Here is an 18,373-nt window from a genome sequence, read left to right on the forward strand (position 1 = left end):
GGTCCGGAGCGTAAGGAGGCGGTGTTCGCCGGTGAAGGCACAGGGGACGCGCCGCACGAAAGCACTGTGTCAGTCGCGCGACCGGTACAGCGAAGGGCCCGGCGCCCGGGGTGCGCATCGGACGTGGACGCTGCTAGCTAGTTCCCGTCCCGAAAGTCGCATCTCCGCGTGGCCTCGGCGTGGGGGAGACGAGCATCCGTACAGTAGGAACGGCAGGGCGGAACGTCTCCCGGCGCCGGAGCGCGCCGCAGACGCACCACGGCCGGGGAGCAGGCGCACGAGTCCTGACGGCCCGCGCTCGCGGGGCCCAAGATCGGCCAGCGATCGTGAACGCGCGCGCTACCCGGCGGAGGCGCGTGCGACGATCAGCAGGTTGGCAGCGAGAACCGAGCCCAACACATACGCTTTGAAGGATGTGAACGTGCGCCAGTCGCAGCGGTCGAGACCGAACGATCTCTTAAGGAATGAGATGGTGGCCTCGACCCCAGCTCTAAAATTGCGCAGTGCTCGGTAGAGCCGCGGGCTCTTGGTCATCTCGTCGACGGCTATTCCTTTGCCCTTGCTGAACGCGACGTCGCGGACGCCGAGACCCTTGACCTGTTCAAGATTTGCTCTCGAGGTGAAGCCGCCATCGAACGCCGCCTGGTGCGGAGGCTTGCCACAGATCTCGATGTGCCGCTCAACCATCCCCACCGCCATCGAGGAGTCCGTGGGGTTGCCCAGCGGCACAACGACGTCGAACACGACGCCTGATTTGCCGGCGGAAAAGAACACTTTGTGACCGTACATGGTCTCGCGGTTGTCCTTGACAATCACGTCGACATGCGGCTCGAAGATCGACACGATCTTCTGCTGCGCTGGAACGACCTCGCCCTCCAGCACACGACGGCGGGTCTGCTCGATCACGTGACGGGCGGCCGCGAGATGGTACTGCATCTGCCTGTTCAGACGGTCAATCTCGTCGCGTTGCGGTGTCTGTACGCGTACCTGCCGCAACGCCTCCACTGCGCGGAGCGCCGCCCTAGAGGACCGATCAGGTTGATTTTGCGATAATTCTGGTCGCTTCGATGCAAGGCTCGACGGTCTCGTCGGGCCATGATCTCGTCCGCGTCCGGAGGTGCACGGATGGAACGATGGTCGCCGCCGGTGGAGCTGTCGCGGCAGGAGCAGGCGCTGATGAAGCGGCTGACGCGCGTGAGAGCACTGTTCGGCTTTCTCAGGCAGCACCGGCACGAGCTGTTCGATGAGACGTTCCAGGAGCAGCTGGAGGGCATGTACCGGACGACGGGGGCAGGCGAGGCGCCGCATCCACCGGCGCTGATGTGCATGGTCACGCTGCTTCAAGGCTACGTCGGCGCATCGGATGCCGAGGCGGTGGAGTTGTGCGTTGTCGACCTGCGCTGGCAGATGGTGCTCGGCTGCCTGGGTGCGGCGACGCCGCCGTTCTCGCAGGGCGCGCTGCAGGCGTTCCGAGAGCGGATGGTCGCGCACGAGATGGACCGGATGCTGCTGGAGCGGACCGTAGCGCTTGTTCGGTCCGGCGCGATGACGGAGGGCGAGAGGCGTGCGGTGTCCAAGGCGCTGCGCGTGGCCATCGATAGCCGCCCTTTAGCGGGGGCCGGGCGGGTTGAGGACACGATCAACCTGCTCGGCCACGCTGCACGCAGCATCGTCCGCGTCGTGTCGAAGATCACGGAGCGTCCGCCCGAGGAGATCTGCCGCAAGGCGGGCATCCCGCTGCTTCTGGCTCCCAGTATCAAGGCCGGGCTCGACCTGGACTGGAGCGACCCGAAACAGAAGGCGGCAGCGATTCAGATCCTGGAGCGGCAGGTCTCGTCGCTGCAGCAGTGGGTCGACCGCCACCTGGACGACGTCGTCGAGCAGCCGCTTCGCACCTATCTGGACGCGGTCACACAGGTTCGAGACCAGGACCTGGAAACAGCCGAGGATGGGACCGTTCGCATCCGGCAAGGCGTTGCGCCTGACCGCCGTGTCTCCATTGAAGACGCCGAGATGCGCCACGGTCGCAAGAGCCGCTCGAAGCGCTTCGACGGCTACAAGGAACATATCGCGCGCGACCTTGACCTTCCGGTCATCGTCGCCTGCGCGATCACGCCGGCGAATCGGCCCGAAGAGGAGGGGGCCGCGCCGATCGCCAAGGACATCCAGCATCAGGGGCTGCGCCTGGGTGAGCTGCACATCGATCGAGCCTACGTGAACAGTCCCGTCGTCGATGACGTGATCCGAGCGGGCGGCCAGGTGTTCTCGAAGCCTTGGGGGCAGCGGGCTCGCAGCCCGGAGCTATTCAGCAAGCGCGACTTCAAGATCAACCTGCGCGCCAAGACAATCACGTGTCCAGCGGGGCAGATCGAGGTGTTCGAACCGGGCGATACGGTCGAGTTTGATCCTGAGGAGTGTGGCGCGTGCCCCCTCCGAGCCAAGTGCACGCAAGCTGCCTCGGGGCGAGGGCGGACCGTGTCCATCGCCGAGGATGAAGCTCTGCAGGGCAAGTTCCGGAAGTTGCAGCAGACCGGAGCAGGACGCGCCGTGCTCCGGCAGCGGACAGCTGTGGAGCATGCGCTCGCCCATATCGCGGCGCGGAAAGGACACTGCGCGCGCTACATCGGCGCCAGGAGAAATCTGTTCGACCTCCGGCGCACCGCAGCCATCCAGAATCTTGAGGCGGCCCAGCGGCTGATCCAGGAGGCTGCATAACATATCGAAATTAGACGATTTTCAACATGTTCGGCGTTCTAGTTACTTTCTCTGTGAGCCTGATCAGGTCTCGATACAGCGGCTGACGTTCTTCGGCAGACCTTGCGCGCTTGATCTCCAGAGAGCGCCGCTTGGCTGCTCGGCGGTGGTCCTTCGACTCGACCTTCACCCATCGTCGAGCGCGGCGCAGCAGCCGTGTGAGGACACGAACGCTGTCCTTCAGGAGCGAGGAATCGCTCGGCTCGTGGATCGCGGCACGCACTACCGTGGAGTCGATGCGCGTGCGCTTACCATCATCAACTCCCTCACGAATCGCATACGCCACGATCATCCGATGAATCGCCTCGAGCGTCTGCTCCGAGACCGCCTTGATGTTCCGCTGTAGCGTCGATTTGCTCGGAGCTCGATCGGCCATCCCGAAGCCGCAAAAGGCTCGGTACGTAACCGAATCAGCGAGGTGGAACTCCAGCTCCTCGTAGCTGAGGTCATGCATCTGCTTGAGGAGCAGCACCCGCAGTACCTGCTCGGCGCTCAACCCCTGCCGTCCCCTGTCGCCGTCGATCCCTGCCCCGGTCAAATCCTTGAGCACGACGTCTGCTGCGGCAGGCACTTGCTCCAGGACTGCCGAGATTGTCTGGAGCTCCCTGGCGTGAGGATGCTCGATCGAAGGCGGAACAAGCGGTCGCTGCTGAAAAAAGGCTTTGCGCATCGGAGTGCCGTCCTCCCTGACGGTGCTGGGGGACCACACGGCGGACAGGATCCCTCCGATGGACAAATTCCGCTTGGGGCGCGAGTTTTCTCACCAAATCGATGCGACCTGGACCCGGCCGGCGATGCTGGCGCCTTCAGCGGCCGAGCGCGTCGGCATCCCGCGGTCAGTGAGGGCAGCGGTCCGCTCGCCGCCAATCGAGCTGCGGGTGCGCCCCCAGCGCCACGTGGACCCTACAAAGCAAGCTGTTTTCGCTTTTCGGGACGGGAACTAGCTAGCACCAAACGTCCCGGAGCCCTTCGGAGCGTTCACCCACGACTTCCGCCTGAGCTGCTGAACTCTGCCTGAGCCTCGCTGCGGCGGTCCGGCCTTCCGGTGAGATGCTTGCCCTCGCCCGCGGCGCCTCCCTCCCGCGCAGCCCACCTTGCACCAGCTACACGACGTGTAGCCGGGTCGCTCCGCCGAGAGCACGCGATCGACGCCGGCCTGGCGAGGAGCGGCGGGCTCCACGGAAGGCAAAGTATGCTTAGTGGAACCCGGGTCCTGCCGCGTCGAACGGATGCCCAGCGGTCGCATCGCGGGTCGCACTGTGATAGCTGGAGCGGCATGATAACTGGAGTTCGGGCACCGACTGGGCTTGGGCAACGCGTCACGTCGGGCACGCGATGGGCAATATGCGCTGCGTTGGCGCTGGCACTCGGGAGCTGCGGGTCGTCCGGCAATGACGGCAGCTCGAGCGGCAGCGGCGCGGGCGGAGGAGCAACCACGGGCGGGACGACAGGCGGAAGCGGCAGTAGCGAAGCCGCTGGGTCGAGCGGCAGCACGGGCGGAAGCGACGGCTTCACCCCCGCCACGATCAGCTTCAGCTGGTCTACGTACAAACTGCTGGGCACGACGCGGACGCCGCTCACTTGCAGCGACATCGGCGCCGGGACTGTGGGATTTACGCTCAGTGGCGACTCGCTTGAAAGCGCCGAGAACTGGTACAGCTCGAACGGCGAGTTCTGCGCCTCGGGTGACTACCCGACCTATCGCTGGGAGCACGGCCCTGGCGACTTCTATCTGACCATCACCCTGTACACCGGCTTGGCTTCGGACAACAATCGGAACGCGCTCATTTCGGGCGTGGTTGGCTTCACGGTGCCGGAGGGGGCGGCGCACGTCGACGTCCCGGAGGTCAAGCTCGCTCGCATCATGTTCCCGCTGAGCTGGTCAATCGAGAAAGCCGGCACCGCCGCGACCTGCGCCGACGTGGGCGCCACCGAGGTGGATTTCCTGCTCGCCGAGATCCGCGAGAACTTCGAGAGCACCATCTCGTGGAGCGAGCCCTGCTCCGCGACCCCCAATGAGACGATTAGCACCCCCGGCAACTACCAGCTCACCGCCACTCTCAAGGGCAGCAGCGGAGCGCTCGCCTCCTGGACGGCTCCTGAGCAGCTCGTTTTCTCGAAAGAGAGCGCGGCCATACCGCCCCCAATCATGTTCGAAGTGCCCTGAAGGCGGGGAACGGCTACCGCTGCAACCGGCGGCTCGATCGCGCTCGCCTCGACACCGGCCAGACTCCACGTTCCGGCTGGCGCGGAGACGGCTTGATCGCGTACCTGTACCACCCGGAGCAGCACAGCCGGACGAGGCCCGTGGGCGCGGAGGAGAGATGACGGACGAATCCGCGGCAGGCGCGCCCGACAAGGCGGCGTTCTTCCGACCGGAGAACGAGCGGGAGGGCTCGCGCCGCGAGATCTCGAGCCCCACGGGGAAGTACAGGCTCGTGGTGTCGAGCTTCTCGACCGGACGTGGCACCTGGGACTATGCCCAGGGCGAGGTCTACAGGACCGCCTCTGCCGATCCCATCGCCGTCGTGCAGAGGAACTTCGACTGGTTCCCTTTCCTGTTCGTCGAGGCGCACCCGAACGGCCACGACTACCTGGTGTGCGGCGAGGACTACCAGGGCCAGACCGTGGTGGAGCTCGATACCGGGAGGCGCCGCGACCACCTGCCGGACGAGGCGAAGGACGGGATCGCCTTCTGCTGGGCGGACATGCGCTTCGAGCCGCTGGCCGCGATGCTCGTCGTCGAGGGGTGCATCTGGGCGTTCCCGTACGAGATCCGCTTCTTCGACTTCTCGGACCCGATGTCGGGATGGCCCGAGATCGAGGCGCCCATGGTGAACGACCCGGAGGCGGCGGGCGCGTGACCGCCGTCTCTCCCCGCGCGCTCGCGCCTCCGGGGTGTCAACCTCGCTTCATTTCGGAAAGTCCGTCGACTCCGCGACGGCGCGCCACGCGGCGAGCTCCTGCGCCACGAACGCGTTCTTCGCCTCGATCGCAGCGACGGCGTCGCTGCCGAGCGGGAGGCGGAGCGGGGGATTCTTCGCGCGGGCGAGCTCGACGACCACACGCGCGAGGCGCTCCGGGTCGCCAGGCTGCTGGAGGCTGACCGTCTTCGCGTGGCTCCGGACCTTGCCCGCGGTCTCCGCATAATCGGCGATGACCTTGCCCGTCTCGACGACGGACTTCGCCTCCAGGAACTCCGTCCGGAAGTAGCCCGGCTCGATGATCGTCACCGCGATGCCGAGCGGCGCGAGCTCGGTGTGGAGCGCCTCCGAGATCCCCTCGACGGCGAACTTCGTCGAGCAGTACACGCCGAACCCGGCGCCCGACCGGTAGCCGCCGAGCGACGAGATGTTCAGGATCTGGCCGGCGCGCTGCTTCCGGAGCTGCGGGAGCACGGCGCGCGTCACCGCGAGGAGGCCGAACACGTTCGTCTCGAAGACGCGCCGGACCTCGTCGCCCGAGGTCTCCTCGATCGCGCCGACGACGCCGTAGCCGGCGTTGTTCACGAGGACGTCAATCCGGCCGAACCGAGCGACGGCCGCCTCCACCGCGGCGGCGACCGACGCCTCGTCCGTCACGTCGAGCGCGACGGGGAGGAGCGCCTCGGGCCGCCCGAAGCGGTCCGTGATGCTCTTCGGATCGCGCGCGGTGGCGACCACCCGATCGCCGGCGGCGAGCGCCGCCTTCGCGATCTCCGCGCCGATGCCGCGCGACGCGCCCGTGATGAACCACACCCGCTCGTTCTTGCTCGTTTCCATGGGGGTCTCCTCTTCGTGGCCGGGGCGCTGCGCCCCTCACACGACGGAAGATGCAACATCCCGAGCATGAAGAGAATGAGCCAAAACGTTGATGCTTTATGAACTTTAAGTTCATAATCGAGCATGTCCGACGCGCTCGACGGGCTCACGACGTTCCTCGCCGTGGGCCGCCTCAAGAGCTTCACCGCCGCGGCCGCCGCGCTCGGTGTCACCCCCACCGCCGTGAGCCAGAAGATCAAGCTCCTCGAGCGGCGGTGCGGCGTCGTGCTGTTTCAGCGGACCACGAGGCGCGTCGCGCTCACGGAGCCGGGCGAGAGCCTCTTTCAGCGCCTGCGGCCCGCGATCGCCGACGTCGAGGACGCGCTCGCCGCGCTCGGCGACTACCGCGGGCGCCCCTCCGGGAACCTCCGCCTCACCGCGCCGCGCGTGAGCGGCGCGTGGCTCGTTGCCCCGCTCGTGGCGCAGATGCGGGAGGCGTACCCGGAGCTGTCGATCGAGGTCTCGCTCGACGATGCCTTCGTCGATCTCGTGGCGTCCGGCTTCGACGCGGGCATCCGGCTCGGCGACGCGGTGGAGAAGGACATGGTGCGGGTCCCGATCTCGAACCACTCGTCGTGGTCGATCGTCGGCTCGCCGGCCTACCTCGCGAAGGCGGGGCGACCGCGCGCGCCGGAGGACCTCGTCCGCCATCGCGCGATCCGCCAGCGCCTCCTCGCGAGCGGCGTTGTCTATCGCTGGGAGCTGGAACGCCGGGGCAAGACGATCACGGTCGACGTCCCCGGCGGCGTCGTCACCGACGATATCGGGCTCATGGTCGCGCTCGCGTGCGCGGGGGCGGGCCTCGCCTACGTGCCGGACCAGGCCATCGAGCGCGACCTCTCGGAGGGACGGCTGGAGCGCGTGCTCGAGGCGTTCATCACGAAGGGGCCTGGCTTCTGCCTCTATTTCCCCGCGCGCACGCAGGAGCAGCCGAAGCTCCGCGCGCTGATCGAGACGGTCACGAGCTTCCGCGGGCAGGAGGCCAAGCCGCTCAGTCGCACTCCCCGACGCTCCACATCCCGGGCGCCTCCACGTGGAGCGTGACGATCTCGTCCTCGTCGAACCCGAGCGCCTGATGCACGCCCGTGGTGCGGTATCCAAGGAAGATCTGGTCGTCCCCGAGGTCCACGATCTGCTTGTGGGCGCGGCCGTGGATCTCGTGCTCCGCCACGGACGCGGTGATCGCGTTGCAGGCGAAGGGGACGTAGCTCACGTGCGCGAGCATGATCGGCCCGGAGACGTTGAAGTCCGTGACCGAGAGCCCGGTGAACTGCCCGTCCGCGTCGTCGCTGCTCGGGTCGGTGAACGGCGTGAAGGTGCGGCCCCCCTGCTCGTTGTAGAGGTTGGCGAGGGAGCTCGGCGAGCTCGGGTTGCTCGCCATGAACGCGATCTTCCCGGCGCCCGCCTTCCTGGCCTCGTCGACGCGGTAGATCGCCACCCCGCCGGAGACGTCATCGAAGTCGAGCCAGCGCTGCAGGCCGCGGTCGTATCCCTCGTTCTGGCGGTTGTCGATCAGGAAGTACTGGTCCGGATCCGAGGTCTCGATCTTGTAAATCGTCGGCGCGACGCCCTGCCCGAGGAACTCCGCGCCGGCCGTCCGGACGATGGCAATGTCCTGCGGCGGGGACCCGGGCTCGATCACCGTCGGCGCCAGGAATCCGGCCTTGATCCGGCTCCAGGCGCCCATCGCCACGGGCACCGAGCCCGCGGGCGAGCCGCTCGTGCTCCCCCAGCTCCCGCTCGCCATCACGCACCATGAACCGAGCGGGGTAGGGCCCTTGTAGAGATCCGGGAGGCCGACCGCCGAGTGCCCGAGCTCGTGCACGATGACACCCACGGTGGCCGGCATCGTGGTGGGCACGCCGCCGACCGAGTGGACCTGCCGTTCGCCGAGCGCGGCGTAGCCGGTGAGGACCTTCCCGTCGAGGGTGATCGGGTCCTCGAAGCCCTTCGCATGGGCCCAGATGGAGGGCGTCTTGCTCGTGTTCGCGGTCTCGTAGCCGGCCACGATGAAGACCGTGTTGAGCTCGTCGCCGCGGACCTTGCCGTCTGCGTTGGTGTCGTAGGAGGCGAAGTTGACGAAGGGATCCGCCAGCACCAGCGCCTCCTTCAGGTACAGCTGGAGGAGGGAGAAATCCTTCTTGCTGTTGGGGTGCGCGAACGGGAGCTTGATCCGGACGATGCCGTCGTTGGCGGTGCCCTGGGTCTCCTTCGCGCGGGTGAAGGAGAACTTCCCGCGCGACATGTCGGCGTAATAATGGTTCACCGAGCCCGGGAGGCTCCCGTACATCGTCTGCTTCCAGTACGCGAAGTCGGTGTTGAAGTTGCCGGTGAACGCGCCTGGCGTGGCGAGCCCGCCCCCCTGGGTGAACTCCAGCAGGATGGTCAGCAGGGGGCGCCGGATCCCGGAGATCACGGTCGGATTCGCCGCGAACGAGAGCGCGCCCCGGGAATGTGTGATCTCCGCCTCCCAGAGGGTATCGAGCGCCTCGTCGTCGATGCGCTGGAGCAACGCCGGATCCACGGGGCCGCCCTGCCCGCGGAGATCGCGGACCAGCACCCCGGAGGGGACGAGCCTGAGGGCGCCGCGCGCGTCCGATCCGAGCTCGGCGACCTCGTAGTCGCCCGAGAGGTCGTTGAGCACGACGGCGGTGCCGTCCGCCATCCGGAGGTAATCGAAGTGCTCGTCGCCGATCACCTCGGCGCGGAAGGTCGCGCCGGTCGTGTCGAGCGGGATCTCGCGCAGCCCGGGCTCGGCGCTCACCGCGGCCGCGGGGCGGCTCGCCGAGACGGCGCTCGCCAGCACGGCGAGCGCGACGAGCCCGAGCCGCGCCGATCGGCGCGCGCCGGCGATCCCCTGGTGATCCACGTTGCCCGCGCCGCTGTTTCGAGACGTCATGTCCGCATCCTCCTCAATCCGCGTTTCGCCGCGTTCGAGGGGCGCATCGCAACGCATGTGCCGGAATCGGTTTGCAGCGCGAATCGCCGCGTTTCCAGGCTGATCCGCGCGTCTCCGGCGAGCGCTTCGCCCCGCGCCGACACGCCGCCGGGACAGCTGTCACGCGCGCGCGACGGGCGCTGTCGCGGCGGCGTGACAGCGGTCCTGCAGGCGCTCCACCGGTGCGCGTGCGGTGCAGGCGCGGGCGCGGCTCGCGGGCGCGCCGGTTCCGGGTTGACGCGGCCCCCTCCAGGGGCACCATGGCGAGCATGGGCGACGATCCCGGGGAGGCCTGCACGCTCACGAGCTTCGATGAGGGGCGCTCTCTCCGGCTCCCGGCCGTCTCGGTGACCGTCACCCTCCCGGACCGGCGCACGCTCACCGCGCCGCTCGATCTGCGCCCCCTCCTCGTGGGCGCGGGCGCCGACTGCGATCTGGTCCTCGCCGATCCACGCGCCTCGCGCCGGCACTGCGAGATCCGGCTGACCGAGCAGGGCGTGCTCCTGCGCGACCTGGGCAGCAAGAACGGCACGCTGATCCGCGACGTCCGGATCCGCGAGGCCTTCCTCCCGCCGCGCGTCCCCGCCACGGTCGGCGGCTCCGAGATCGTCGTCGGCCCTGCGGGGCCCGCGGCCGTCCTGCCGCTCTCCGCCGCGGACGCGTTCGGCGAGGCGGCGGGGCGGAGCCTCCCCATGCGCGCGCTGTTCGCCCGGCTGGAGCGCGCGGCGCCGACCGACGAGACGCTGCTCCTGCTGGGCGAGTCCGGCACCGGCAAGGAGGTGCTGGCGCGGGCGATCCACGCGCAAAGCCGCCGCAAGGACGGCCCCTTCGTGGTCGTGGACTGCGGCGCCATCGCCCCGAACCTCGTGGAGAGCGAGCTGTTCGGCCACGCCCGGGGCGCGTTCACGGGCGCCGCGGCGGCGCGGCCGGGCCTGCTCGAGCAAGCGAGCCGCGGCACGCTCTTCATCGACGAGATCGGCGAGCTCCCGCTCGAGCTCCAGCCGAAGCTCCTCCGCGCCATCGAGGGGCGGCAGATCCGGCGGCTCGGATCGAACGAGTGGCTCCCCTTCGACGCGCGGATCGTGGCGGCCACGCACCGGAACCTGCGCGCGAAGGCCCAGGACGGCTCGTTCCGGGCCGATCTCTACTTCCGGCTCTCGGTGGTGGAGGTCCACATCCCCGCGCTCCGGGAGCGCAAGGACGACATCCCGCTCCTCGTCGAGCGCTTCCTCGTCGCGCGGGATCCGCCGCGCGCGCTCGCGGACCTGCCGCCGGGCGCGCTCCCGCTGCTGGAGGCGTACGACTGGCCGGGGAACGTGCGCGAGCTCCGGAACACCGTCGCGCGGCTCGTCCTCTTCCCCGAGCTGCTCCACGAGGTCATCGGCGCCGCGCCGCCGGCGCCGCAGGGGAGCCTGAGCGCGGAAGCAGCGCGGCCCGATCCCTCGGGCGCGGCGCCCTCCGGCGCGGCCCCGTCGGACGCTGCGCCCTCCGGCGCGTCGCCGGCAGGGCCCGGGGACGCCCGCCTCCGCAGGCTCCTCGAGCTGCCGCTGCCCGAAGCGCGGGAGGTCGTGCTGGAGGAGCTGGAGCGCGCCTACGTCACCGAGAAGCTCCGCCAGCACGGGGGCAACATCTCGCACGCGGCCGACGCGATGGGCGTCTCCCGCCAGCTCGTCCACCGGCTGCTCCAGCGCCACGGCCTCCGCGCCCGATGATCGTGCCCGTGGACGGCGACGAGCCCCGCGTCGACGCCCCGCCGTGGCCGCGGCGCGGCCGCGACGACGCGACCGTCACCGGCCCGGCCACGCCCGGGGCTCCACCCGCCGCGCCCGGGGCTCCACCCGCCGCGCCCGGGGCTTCGCCCGCTGCGTTCGAGGCCACGCCCGCTGCGTTCGAGGCCACGTCCGATCTTGGCCTCGGCGAGGAGAGCCGGCGCTCCGCCGACGCGCGCGGGTCCACGCCCGCCGCGCCCTCGTCGATCCCACCCTCGCCGATACCGCCCTCGCTCCACGCCCGCTTCGAGGACTTCCACCTCCTCGGCCGCGGCGGCATGGGCGTCGTCTACCGGGCCCGGGATCTCCGGCTCGGCCGGCGCGTCGCCATCAAGCTCCTCTCGGCGGGCGCGCAGATCGACGGGAGCTTCCTGCGCGAGGCGCGCTCCCAGGCGCGGCTCCGCCACGAGAACGTCTGCGAGGTTTACGAGGCAGGCGTCGCCGATCACGTGCCCTTTCTCGTCATGCGCTGCATCGACGGCCGCTCCCTCCAGGACGCCCGCGGCGACCTGACCCTCGAGGAGAAGGTGCGCGTGGCCCGGGCCATCGCCGCCGCGCTCCACGAGGCGCACCGGCTCGGCCTCGTGCACCGCGACGTCAAGCCGAGCAACGTCATGCTGGAGCGGGGCACGGACGGCGCCTACCGCCCCTACCTCATGGACTTCGGCATCGCGCGCGAGGCGGGGGAGAGCGGGCCCACCCTGACCGGCGCCCTGCTCGGAACCCCCGCGTACATGGCGCCCGAGCAGGCCGCGGGGCGGGTGCACGCCCTCGATCGGCGGACCGACGTCTACGGCCTGGGCGCGACGCTCTACGCGCTGCTCGCCGGTCGCCCTCCGTTCACCGGGGGCACCGTGATGGACGTGCTCCGCCAGGTGCTGGAGGCGGACGCGCCGCCGCTCCGGAGCCTGGACCGCGACATCCCCCGGGATCTCGAGGCGGTGGTGATGCGCTGCCTAGAGAAGCAGCCCGGCGCCCGCTACGAGTCGGCGCGCGCGCTCGGCGAGGATCTGCAGCGCTTCCTGGACGGCGATCCCGTGCTCGCGCGCCGCGCCTCCCTCGGCCGCCGCCTGGCCCGGCATGCGCGGCGGCACCGGGCGGTCGTCGCGGGCGTGACCGCGCTGCTGCTCGCGGCGCTGGTCGTCGCCGGCCTCCTCGTCCGTGGCCGGCGCGCCGCCGCGAAGCAGGCCAACCTCGCCCGCGAGCTCGGCGAGACCGTGAAGGAGATGGAGCTCTTCCTGCGCGCCGCCCACGCGATGCCGCTCCACGACGTCGAGCGGGAGCGCGACGTGGTCCGCGCCCGGCTCGCGGCCGTCGAGGCCCGGATGGCGACAGCGGGCGAGGTCGGCCGCGGCCCCGGCGAGTACGCGCTCGGCCGCGGCCTGCTCGTGCTCCAGGAGCCGCGCGCCGCGCTCGACCACCTCCGCGCGGCCGAGCGGGCCGGGTATCGATCGCCGGGGCTCGACCACGCTGCCGGCGTGGCGCTCTCCGAGCTCTACCGCCGCGCCCTGGAGGAGACCCGCCGCATCCGCGACCCGGCGCAGCGCGAGGCCCGGATCGCGGCGCTCGAGGTCGAGTACAAGGCCCCGGCGGTCCGGCACCTCCGCGCGGCGCTGGGCGGCGCCGGCGAGGCGCCGGCGCACGGCGCCATCGAGGCGCCCGCCTACGTGGAAGGGCTGCTCGCGTTCGCCGAGGGCAGGCACGACGAGGCGCTGGAGAGGGCCCGGGAGGCGTTCGCGGCGGCGCCGTGGCTCCACGAGGCGAAGAAGCTGGAGGGCGACGTGCTCTTCGCCCTCGGGAGCCGCCACCGCCACGACGCCGCCGCCTTCGACTTCGACCGGATGAAGGGCTACTTCGACCGCGCCGCCGAGGCGTACCGGATCGCCGCCGAGCACGGCCGGTCCGACCCCTCGGTCCACGCCGCCGCGTGCGAGCTCTGGACCCAGACAATGAACGCCGCCGGCAAGCGCGGCGACTCGATGCGCCCGAGCTTCGAGCGCGCGCGGGCGGCCTGCGAGCGGGCGCTCGAGGCGAGCCCGCGGAGCCCCGAGGCGCTGGTCAAGCTCGCCTGGGTCCACAACTGCTTCGCCTGGTGGGCCGCGAGCGGCATGCAGCCGGGCGAGGACGCCGAGGCCGCCCTGCGCGCCGCGACCGCGCGCGCCGAGGCGGCGCTCGACAGGAGCCCGGACGACGCCTTCGCCCGGTACGTCGCCGCCGCGGTCGCCCGCGCGCGGGCGTACCACGCCGACATGCTCGGCCGCGACCAGCGCGCGGACCTGGAGCGCGCCATCCAGGGCTACGAGGCCGCGCTCCAGCGCGAGCCCGACTTCGCCTGGGCCCTCGCCGAGCTCTGCTCCGTCCACGCCGAGCTCGGCCGCCACGACTCCCTGCACGGCCGCGACCCGAGCCGCTCCTTCGAGCGCGCGGGGGCCCGCTGCGACCAGGTCCTCGCGCTCGACCCGGGCCTCGACGGCGCGCGCACCTCGCGGCTCGTCACCGGCGTCTACGAGGCAGAGCACCTCGTCCGCGCCGGCCGCTCCCCCGAGGAGGCGGTCCAGCGGACACACCGGGTGATTGATACGATGCATCAAAAGGACCCTTCCTGGGGCTGGGCGCCCTACTGGCGGGTCTGGCTGGATCATGCGCTCGCGCTGCACGCGCTCGACGCGGGCGCGGATCCCGGCCCGGCGCTCGCGCGCGTCCGGGCGAGAGCGCTGGAGGTGGCGCCGGACGCGACCGCCTTCCCGGAGTCGCTGCGGGCGATGCTGGCGGTGCTCGAGGCGCGCGTCGGGGTCGCGCGGGGTGAGGACCCGTCGCCCTCGATCCGGATCGCGCGCGAGGCGCTCGATCGCCAGATCGCGGTGGCGCCCTGGGACGTGTCGGACCGGCTGCAGCGCGCCGAGGTGGAGCTGCTCGCCTACCGGTGGAGCGCGCAGCGTGGCCGGCCGGACGCGGCGCGGCTCGACGCGGCGCTCGCCGTGCTCGACCCCCTGCTCGGCGGGCAGCGCGCCGATCCCCGGCTCCCCGCGCTGCTGGCCGAGATCCACGAGGCCCGCGCCGCCCACCGGGCGGACCGCGGGGGGGACGCCGCCGCCGACATCGCGGAGGGGCTCCGGCATGCGGACGCGGCGCTCGGGCTCCACCCGCGGTTCGACCGGGCGCTCGTGGCCCAGGGCGGGCTCTGGCTGCTGCGCGCCGCGGCCGCGGCCGCGCCCGGCGCGGCGGCCCGGCGGGAGGCCGCCCGGCGCGGGGCCGAGGCCCTGGAGGCGGCCCTCCGGGCGAACCCGCTGCGCGCCCGGACCGAGGGCGCGCGCCTCGCGGAGGCGCGGCGGCTCGCGGGCCAGGCGCCCGACCCCGCCGCACCGCCCTGACCGCCCCCGCGGCCCACGGCGCTCACCGGAGGAACAGCGCGGGATCGATCGTGCGCTCGCGCCTGGGCTCACGGCACCAGTCGGGCTCGATGTCCGTCAGCCACGTCATCGTGCACGGCATTTCGTTGCAGATGAACTGGCCGTGCCCCGGGAGCCCGACGGGCTGGCAGGTGCCGTTATCGATGCTGTCCGCCAGGGGCCCCATGTAGTTGAGGCCGCAGGCCCCCTCCTTGTAGCAGTACCGCTGCTTCAGCGCCGACTCAGGGTCGACATCGCAGTGGGCGATGAACGGGGCCGTCGCATAGACGAACACCATGGCGCCGAACGCGGTCGAGGGGACCGCGCACCAGAGCGCCTCGCGGTGAATGTACTCGGTGTGAGGATCCCCGTCGTCGGTCACGTGGGTGCCCGTGAGCAGGACGCTGAGGCCGTCGGTCACGTCGTTGACGTAGGCGATCACGCACTCCAGCACGTTGCCGATCACGGCATCGGAGAGCCCCTCCTCCGTCCAGGCCGACGCGCTGCTCACCATCCCCCGCCCCAGGTACACCTCCTCGCCGTGGTGCACGACGGTGCCGGCGGCGGCGGCGCAGCGGACGGTGTGAGCGAAGACCTCCTTGCCGTCCACGCCCCCGGGGGCCGCCTCGTCGAGGATCTTGGTGTCGAGGATGTCCGGGTGGATCTGGTCGCCCTGGAGCAGCGGGCCCCGCAGCGCCGCGACCACCGCGTACTTCCAGGTGTGCCACGCGAGCTTCGGGGTCCCGTTGGTGTCCGGGATACCGGGCTTCATCCCCGTCGCCTCGAGCCCCGGCCCGGCGAGCTCGACGTCGATCTCCGACTCCGACGCCGGCCCGCAAGCCGCCATGAGGAGCCCGACGCCCATCACCATCCCGTGCGCACCGACTGAGCGCTTCATCGCGATCTCCTCGTCCAGAGAGTTTCGAGCCTTCGTTCACGGCAACGGCGAGCTCGCCGAGCGTGGACACAAGCGGCCATGATCGCCGCGCTGCGTACCGGGGACAAGGAGCATGCGCCGTGCCATGTTTGGGAGCGGCGCGGCGGCGGCGGATCCGGCCGCGCGTCTCCCGGCGAGATGGTACGGCGGCGTTACAGGTGACCGCCGCGCGGACAGCGGGTGTTGCGCCGCGATGACAGGGGCTCATCGGGGCTGCCGGCGCTGCCGGAGCGAGGGGGGCGAGGGCGGCGAGAGGGGGCGTCGCCGGGTGGTGGAGAGGTGATGTCCTCCTCGCTCCGTGGAGATCCCGGCCAATTCAACGGGAGGGGGCGGGGGGAAATCGACCGAGGCCGTGTCGGGTCCGCGGGACCTTTTGCGGGAGTAGGGGGAAGAGGGCGCGATCCGCGCGCTCCACGAACGCCTTCTGCCCGAGGTACACGCCATGAACAAGCCGTCGTCGCTCTCCGTTTTCCTCTCGCTCGTTCTCGCCGCGGTCGGCTGCGGCAGCACGGAGCCCGTCGAAACCGAGACGCCGGGGCCCGCGCAGGAGGCCCTGCGGGGGAGCCGCTACTGCGAGATCCTGCTCGGCGACGCGGATCTCGGCGCGGGATCGGTGACGATCGACGTGTACAACACGCAGGGCCTGAACGAGTGCCCCGAGGCGGCGTGGGTCGCGGTCGATGAGGCCGAGGTGAAGGCCGAGACGAGGGCGGACGTGGTGGTCATGAACGGCCCTCGCCACTGGATGATCGACAGCTTCGAGGGCTCGAAGGTGCTCGATCCGGAGGTGCGCACGCTCGGCGGCATCGAGATGCGCAAGACGGGCACGCTCACCGTCGCGCTCGCCGAGGCCGCGGGCAAGGCGAAGCCCTACGAGACACGCACCGTGCGACGGGACACGACGTGGGGCTACGATGCGGGCAAAGCCGTCTACGAGCTCGTCGATCCGGAGGGCGCGATCTACGAGTTGCAGTCGTACAGCGTGCAGGAGGTGCAGCAGGACGAGGCGTCGCTCGCGAAGCTCGGCGAGACATTGACGCTCCCCGATGGCTGGGTCTTTCGAACGCGGGTGATCGAGGAAAGGCTCGAGGTGGAGGCGGTGGACGGGCGCGCCGTCGTGGTGCAGGACGACTTCGGGAATACCTACCAGCGCTCGCAGCAATAGCGAGCGGCAGCTTCTCGACGGCCAGCACGGCCCGCGCGTCGTCGGGTAGCACTCCTCGCCATCACGCGGCGTGCTCGATGCGAGGGGCCGCGGCATCGACAGGAGTGCGCGGTGATAGGATCGTGCTCGATAAGCGGCCGCGACGCGCCGACGGGAGCGTTGCGCAACAGCGCAATCCGTTGCGGATCATGACGGGGCATTGCGCTCAGCCCCTCGCTGTCTGAGACGTTTCGCCGAGACATTCACGCATCTCGCGCCGGCACGTGGGTTGCCAGGCCGCCACGCCGCAACGAAACCACGGCGTGTCGCCACGGCGGCAGGCCAGAACACATCAGACATCACAGGAGGTTTCCCCCGTGAGTGAAACACCGATGTTTTCGACCATGGTCCTCCCCCAGGAGCTCGTCGCGGACGACGTGATCGGTCTCCGAGATCAGATGAGCGCTCGGATCGCGGCGGTGCTCCGGCCGAAGGGCGGTAAGCGCAGAGAGGGCGACGCGCCGCTGCCCAAGGGGGTCGAGCCCGTCGCGGCGCTGCCGCCGCACATCGACAGACCGTGGAAGCGGTTCGAGGCGGCCGCGACGGAGCTTCAGGGGTTCCGCGGCCTGCGGGCGAGCGCGCAGGCCGACCAGCGCCATTCTGGGGCGAGCGAGGCCGAGCGGAGCGCGGCGAACACCGACAGCGACGACCGATGGCGCGCGCTCGAGCAGTGGAACGCGGGAGCCGCCGGGCTCTCCGACGATGGGCAGACGCCGTCGCCGTCCGACGCGCGCTGGCTGTACGGGCAGCTCTTTCCGGCGCCCGAGGGGCTTCGCTTCATCACGCGCCGGCCGCGGGTCCAGTGGGCCGCGATGGTGCAGCGGATGAAGACGCTGGAGGAGGAGCGCGCCCAGGCGGTGATCGAGAAGTTCGGCGGGACCCGGCATTACCGGCAGCTCGTCGCCGCCCACGCGCGCTTCGGCGAGGCGTACGGCTTCACGACCGTGGTGCTCGCCAAGGAGGGCGGGCCGACCGATGGCCGGCCCCAGTGGAGCGCCGCCCGGGATGCGCTGCGGAGCCTGATCCAGAAGATCGAGAGCCACGCCGACCCGGAGATCCCGGGGAGCGAGGCGCTCGCCGCGTTCCTGCTGGCGCCCTACGTCGAGATGGTCGACGACCTCGCGAAGCCCCGTCGAAGAGCACCCGCGACAAAGCCCGAAGCCGTCCCGGCGCCACCGCTCGGGGCGGGCGGGACGCCGTGAACCCATCCGGGTGAGCCGGCTCCTCCACGCGGGAGACGAGTAGCGCTCGTCTCCCGGTGGACGTGGCTCCAAGAAAAGACGAGTGGCACTCGTCTCCCGGTGGACGTGGCTCCAGCAAAAGACGAGTGGCACTCGTCTCCCGGTGGACGTGGCTCCAACAAAAGACGAGTGGCACTCGTCTCGGCGGTGGAGAGGCCACCCTCCGGCCCTGCGAGCCCCCCTCGGCCAGCCCTGCTCATCGGCGCTCTGGCGTCGGCATCCGAGGGGCACGATCTGCTCGTGCGCATCACTCCGCTCGGTCGATCGGGCCTTGTCGCGCGCTGGAGCCGTCGGCGCGAAGTGCTGCCGCTTTGCTCTTTCCCGGTCCAGGCCGAGGGTAA

Annotated in this window: 11 protein-coding genes and 2 pseudogenes; 8 read left to right on the forward strand and 5 right to left on the reverse strand. The window is 70.7% G+C overall.

From position 1 onward, the window contains the following. Positions 1-339: 339 nt before the first annotated feature. A pseudogene (locus WME82_RS17850) lies at positions 340-1,032 on the reverse strand (transposase); the annotation flags it as partial. A 93-nt stretch (positions 1,033-1,125) separates the two neighbouring features. On the opposite strand from WME82_RS17850, the gene WME82_RS17855 reads away from it, so the two are divergent. Then, positions 1,126-2,715 (forward strand): IS1182 family transposase, encoded by a 1,590-nt coding sequence (locus WME82_RS17855; RefSeq protein ID WP_438039071.1) that lies wholly within the window; start codon positions 1,126-1,128, stop codon positions 2,713-2,715. A 37-nt stretch (positions 2,716-2,752) separates the two neighbouring features. On the opposite strand, the pseudogene WME82_RS17860 reads toward WME82_RS17855, so the two are convergent. Further along, positions 2,753-3,295: pseudogene (locus tag WME82_RS17860) on the reverse strand (transposase); the annotation flags it as partial. A gap of 813 nt (positions 3,296-4,108) precedes the next feature. On the opposite strand from WME82_RS17860, the gene WME82_RS17865 reads away from it, so the two are divergent. Together WME82_RS17865 and WME82_RS17870 are read left to right on the forward strand one after the other, a co-directional pair. Beyond that, positions 4,109-4,921, forward strand: a complete 813-nt coding sequence (locus tag WME82_RS17865) for a hypothetical protein (protein ID WP_438043800.1) — start codon at positions 4,109-4,111, stop codon at positions 4,919-4,921. A gap of 157 nt (positions 4,922-5,078) precedes the next feature. Next, on the forward strand, positions 5,079-5,618 hold the full coding sequence (locus tag WME82_RS17870) for a hypothetical protein (protein WP_438043801.1): 540 nt from the start codon (positions 5,079-5,081) through the stop codon (positions 5,616-5,618). 48 nt (positions 5,619-5,666) lie between these two features. On the opposite strand, the gene WME82_RS17875 is transcribed toward WME82_RS17870, so the two are convergent. Continuing rightward, positions 5,667-6,515, reverse strand: a complete 849-nt coding sequence (locus WME82_RS17875) for an oxidoreductase (protein WP_438043802.1) — start codon at positions 6,513-6,515, stop codon at positions 5,667-5,669. A 123-nt stretch (positions 6,516-6,638) separates the two neighbouring features. On the opposite strand from WME82_RS17875, the gene WME82_RS17880 reads away from it, so the two are divergent. Then, entirely contained in the window at positions 6,639-7,598 is a 960-nt protein-coding gene (locus tag WME82_RS17880) for a LysR substrate-binding domain-containing protein (RefSeq protein WP_438043803.1), read from the forward strand. On the opposite strand, the gene WME82_RS17885 is transcribed toward WME82_RS17880, so the two are convergent. Next, positions 7,546-9,453 carry a M6 family metalloprotease domain-containing protein gene (locus WME82_RS17885; RefSeq protein ID WP_438043804.1) on the reverse strand — a complete coding sequence of 636 codons (1,908 nt, stop codon included), beginning with the start codon at positions 9,451-9,453 and terminating at the stop codon, positions 7,546-7,548. The genes WME82_RS17880 and WME82_RS17885 overlap by 53 nt on opposite strands. Positions 9,454-9,761: 308 nt before the next feature. Between WME82_RS17885 and WME82_RS17890 the strand changes: the two genes are divergently transcribed. Beyond that, positions 9,762-11,204, forward strand: coding sequence for a sigma 54-interacting transcriptional regulator (locus WME82_RS17890; RefSeq protein WP_438043805.1), 1,443 nt, complete (start codon positions 9,762-9,764; stop codon positions 11,202-11,204). An 8-nt stretch (positions 11,205-11,212) separates the two neighbouring features. Further along, positions 11,213-14,632 (forward strand): protein kinase domain-containing protein, encoded by a 3,420-nt coding sequence (locus tag WME82_RS17895; protein WP_438043806.1) that lies wholly within the window; start codon positions 11,213-11,215, stop codon positions 14,630-14,632. A 22-nt stretch (positions 14,633-14,654) separates the two neighbouring features. Here WME82_RS17895 and WME82_RS17900 read toward each other — a convergent pair whose 3' ends face one another. Next, the gene (locus WME82_RS17900) at positions 14,655-15,548 is read right to left on the reverse strand and encodes a hypothetical protein (protein WP_438043807.1); all 894 of its coding nucleotides are present in this window, start codon (positions 15,546-15,548) and stop codon (positions 14,655-14,657) included. Between the two features lie 481 nt (positions 15,549-16,029). On the opposite strand from WME82_RS17900, the gene WME82_RS17905 reads away from it, so the two are divergent. Together WME82_RS17905 and WME82_RS17910 are read left to right on the forward strand one after the other, a co-directional pair. Then, a complete protein-coding gene (locus WME82_RS17905) occupies positions 16,030-16,752 on the forward strand; it encodes a hypothetical protein (protein WP_438043808.1) in 723 nt (240 codons plus the stop codon). Between the two features lie 383 nt (positions 16,753-17,135). Then, positions 17,136-17,993, forward strand: coding sequence for a hypothetical protein (locus WME82_RS17910; protein WP_438043809.1), 858 nt, complete (start codon positions 17,136-17,138; stop codon positions 17,991-17,993). Positions 17,994-18,373 lie beyond the last annotated feature (380 nt).

Source organism: Sorangium sp. So ce128, assembly GCF_051525245.1.
GTDB lineage: Bacteria > Myxococcota_A > Polyangia > Polyangiales > Polyangiaceae > Sorangium > Sorangium cellulosum_B.

Bases quoted from the DNA above. Each gene is read 5' to 3' on its own strand.
- WME82_RS17910 (WP_438043809.1), top strand. From the start codon at position 17,136: ATGGTCCTCCCCCAGGAGCTCGTCGCGGACGACGTGATCGGTCTCCGA.
- WME82_RS17855 (WP_438039071.1), top strand. From the start codon at position 1,126: ATGGAACGATGGTCGCCGCCGGTGGAGCTGTCGCGGCAGGAGCAGGCG.
- WME82_RS17890 (WP_438043805.1), top strand. From the start codon at position 9,762: ATGGGCGACGATCCCGGGGAGGCCTGCACGCTCACGAGCTTCGATGAG.
- WME82_RS17900 (WP_438043807.1), bottom strand. From the start codon at position 15,548: ATGAAGCGCTCAGTCGGTGCGCACGGGATGGTGATGGGCGTCGGGCTC.
- WME82_RS17885 (WP_438043804.1), bottom strand. From the start codon at position 9,453: ATGACGTCTCGAAACAGCGGCGCGGGCAACGTGGATCACCAGGGGATC.
- WME82_RS17905 (WP_438043808.1), top strand. From the start codon at position 16,030: ATGAACAAGCCGTCGTCGCTCTCCGTTTTCCTCTCGCTCGTTCTCGCC.
- WME82_RS17875 (WP_438043802.1), bottom strand. From the start codon at position 6,515: ATGGAAACGAGCAAGAACGAGCGGGTGTGGTTCATCACGGGCGCGTCG.
- WME82_RS17870 (WP_438043801.1), top strand. From the start codon at position 5,079: ATGACGGACGAATCCGCGGCAGGCGCGCCCGACAAGGCGGCGTTCTTC.
- WME82_RS17880 (WP_438043803.1), top strand. From the start codon at position 6,639: ATGTCCGACGCGCTCGACGGGCTCACGACGTTCCTCGCCGTGGGCCGC.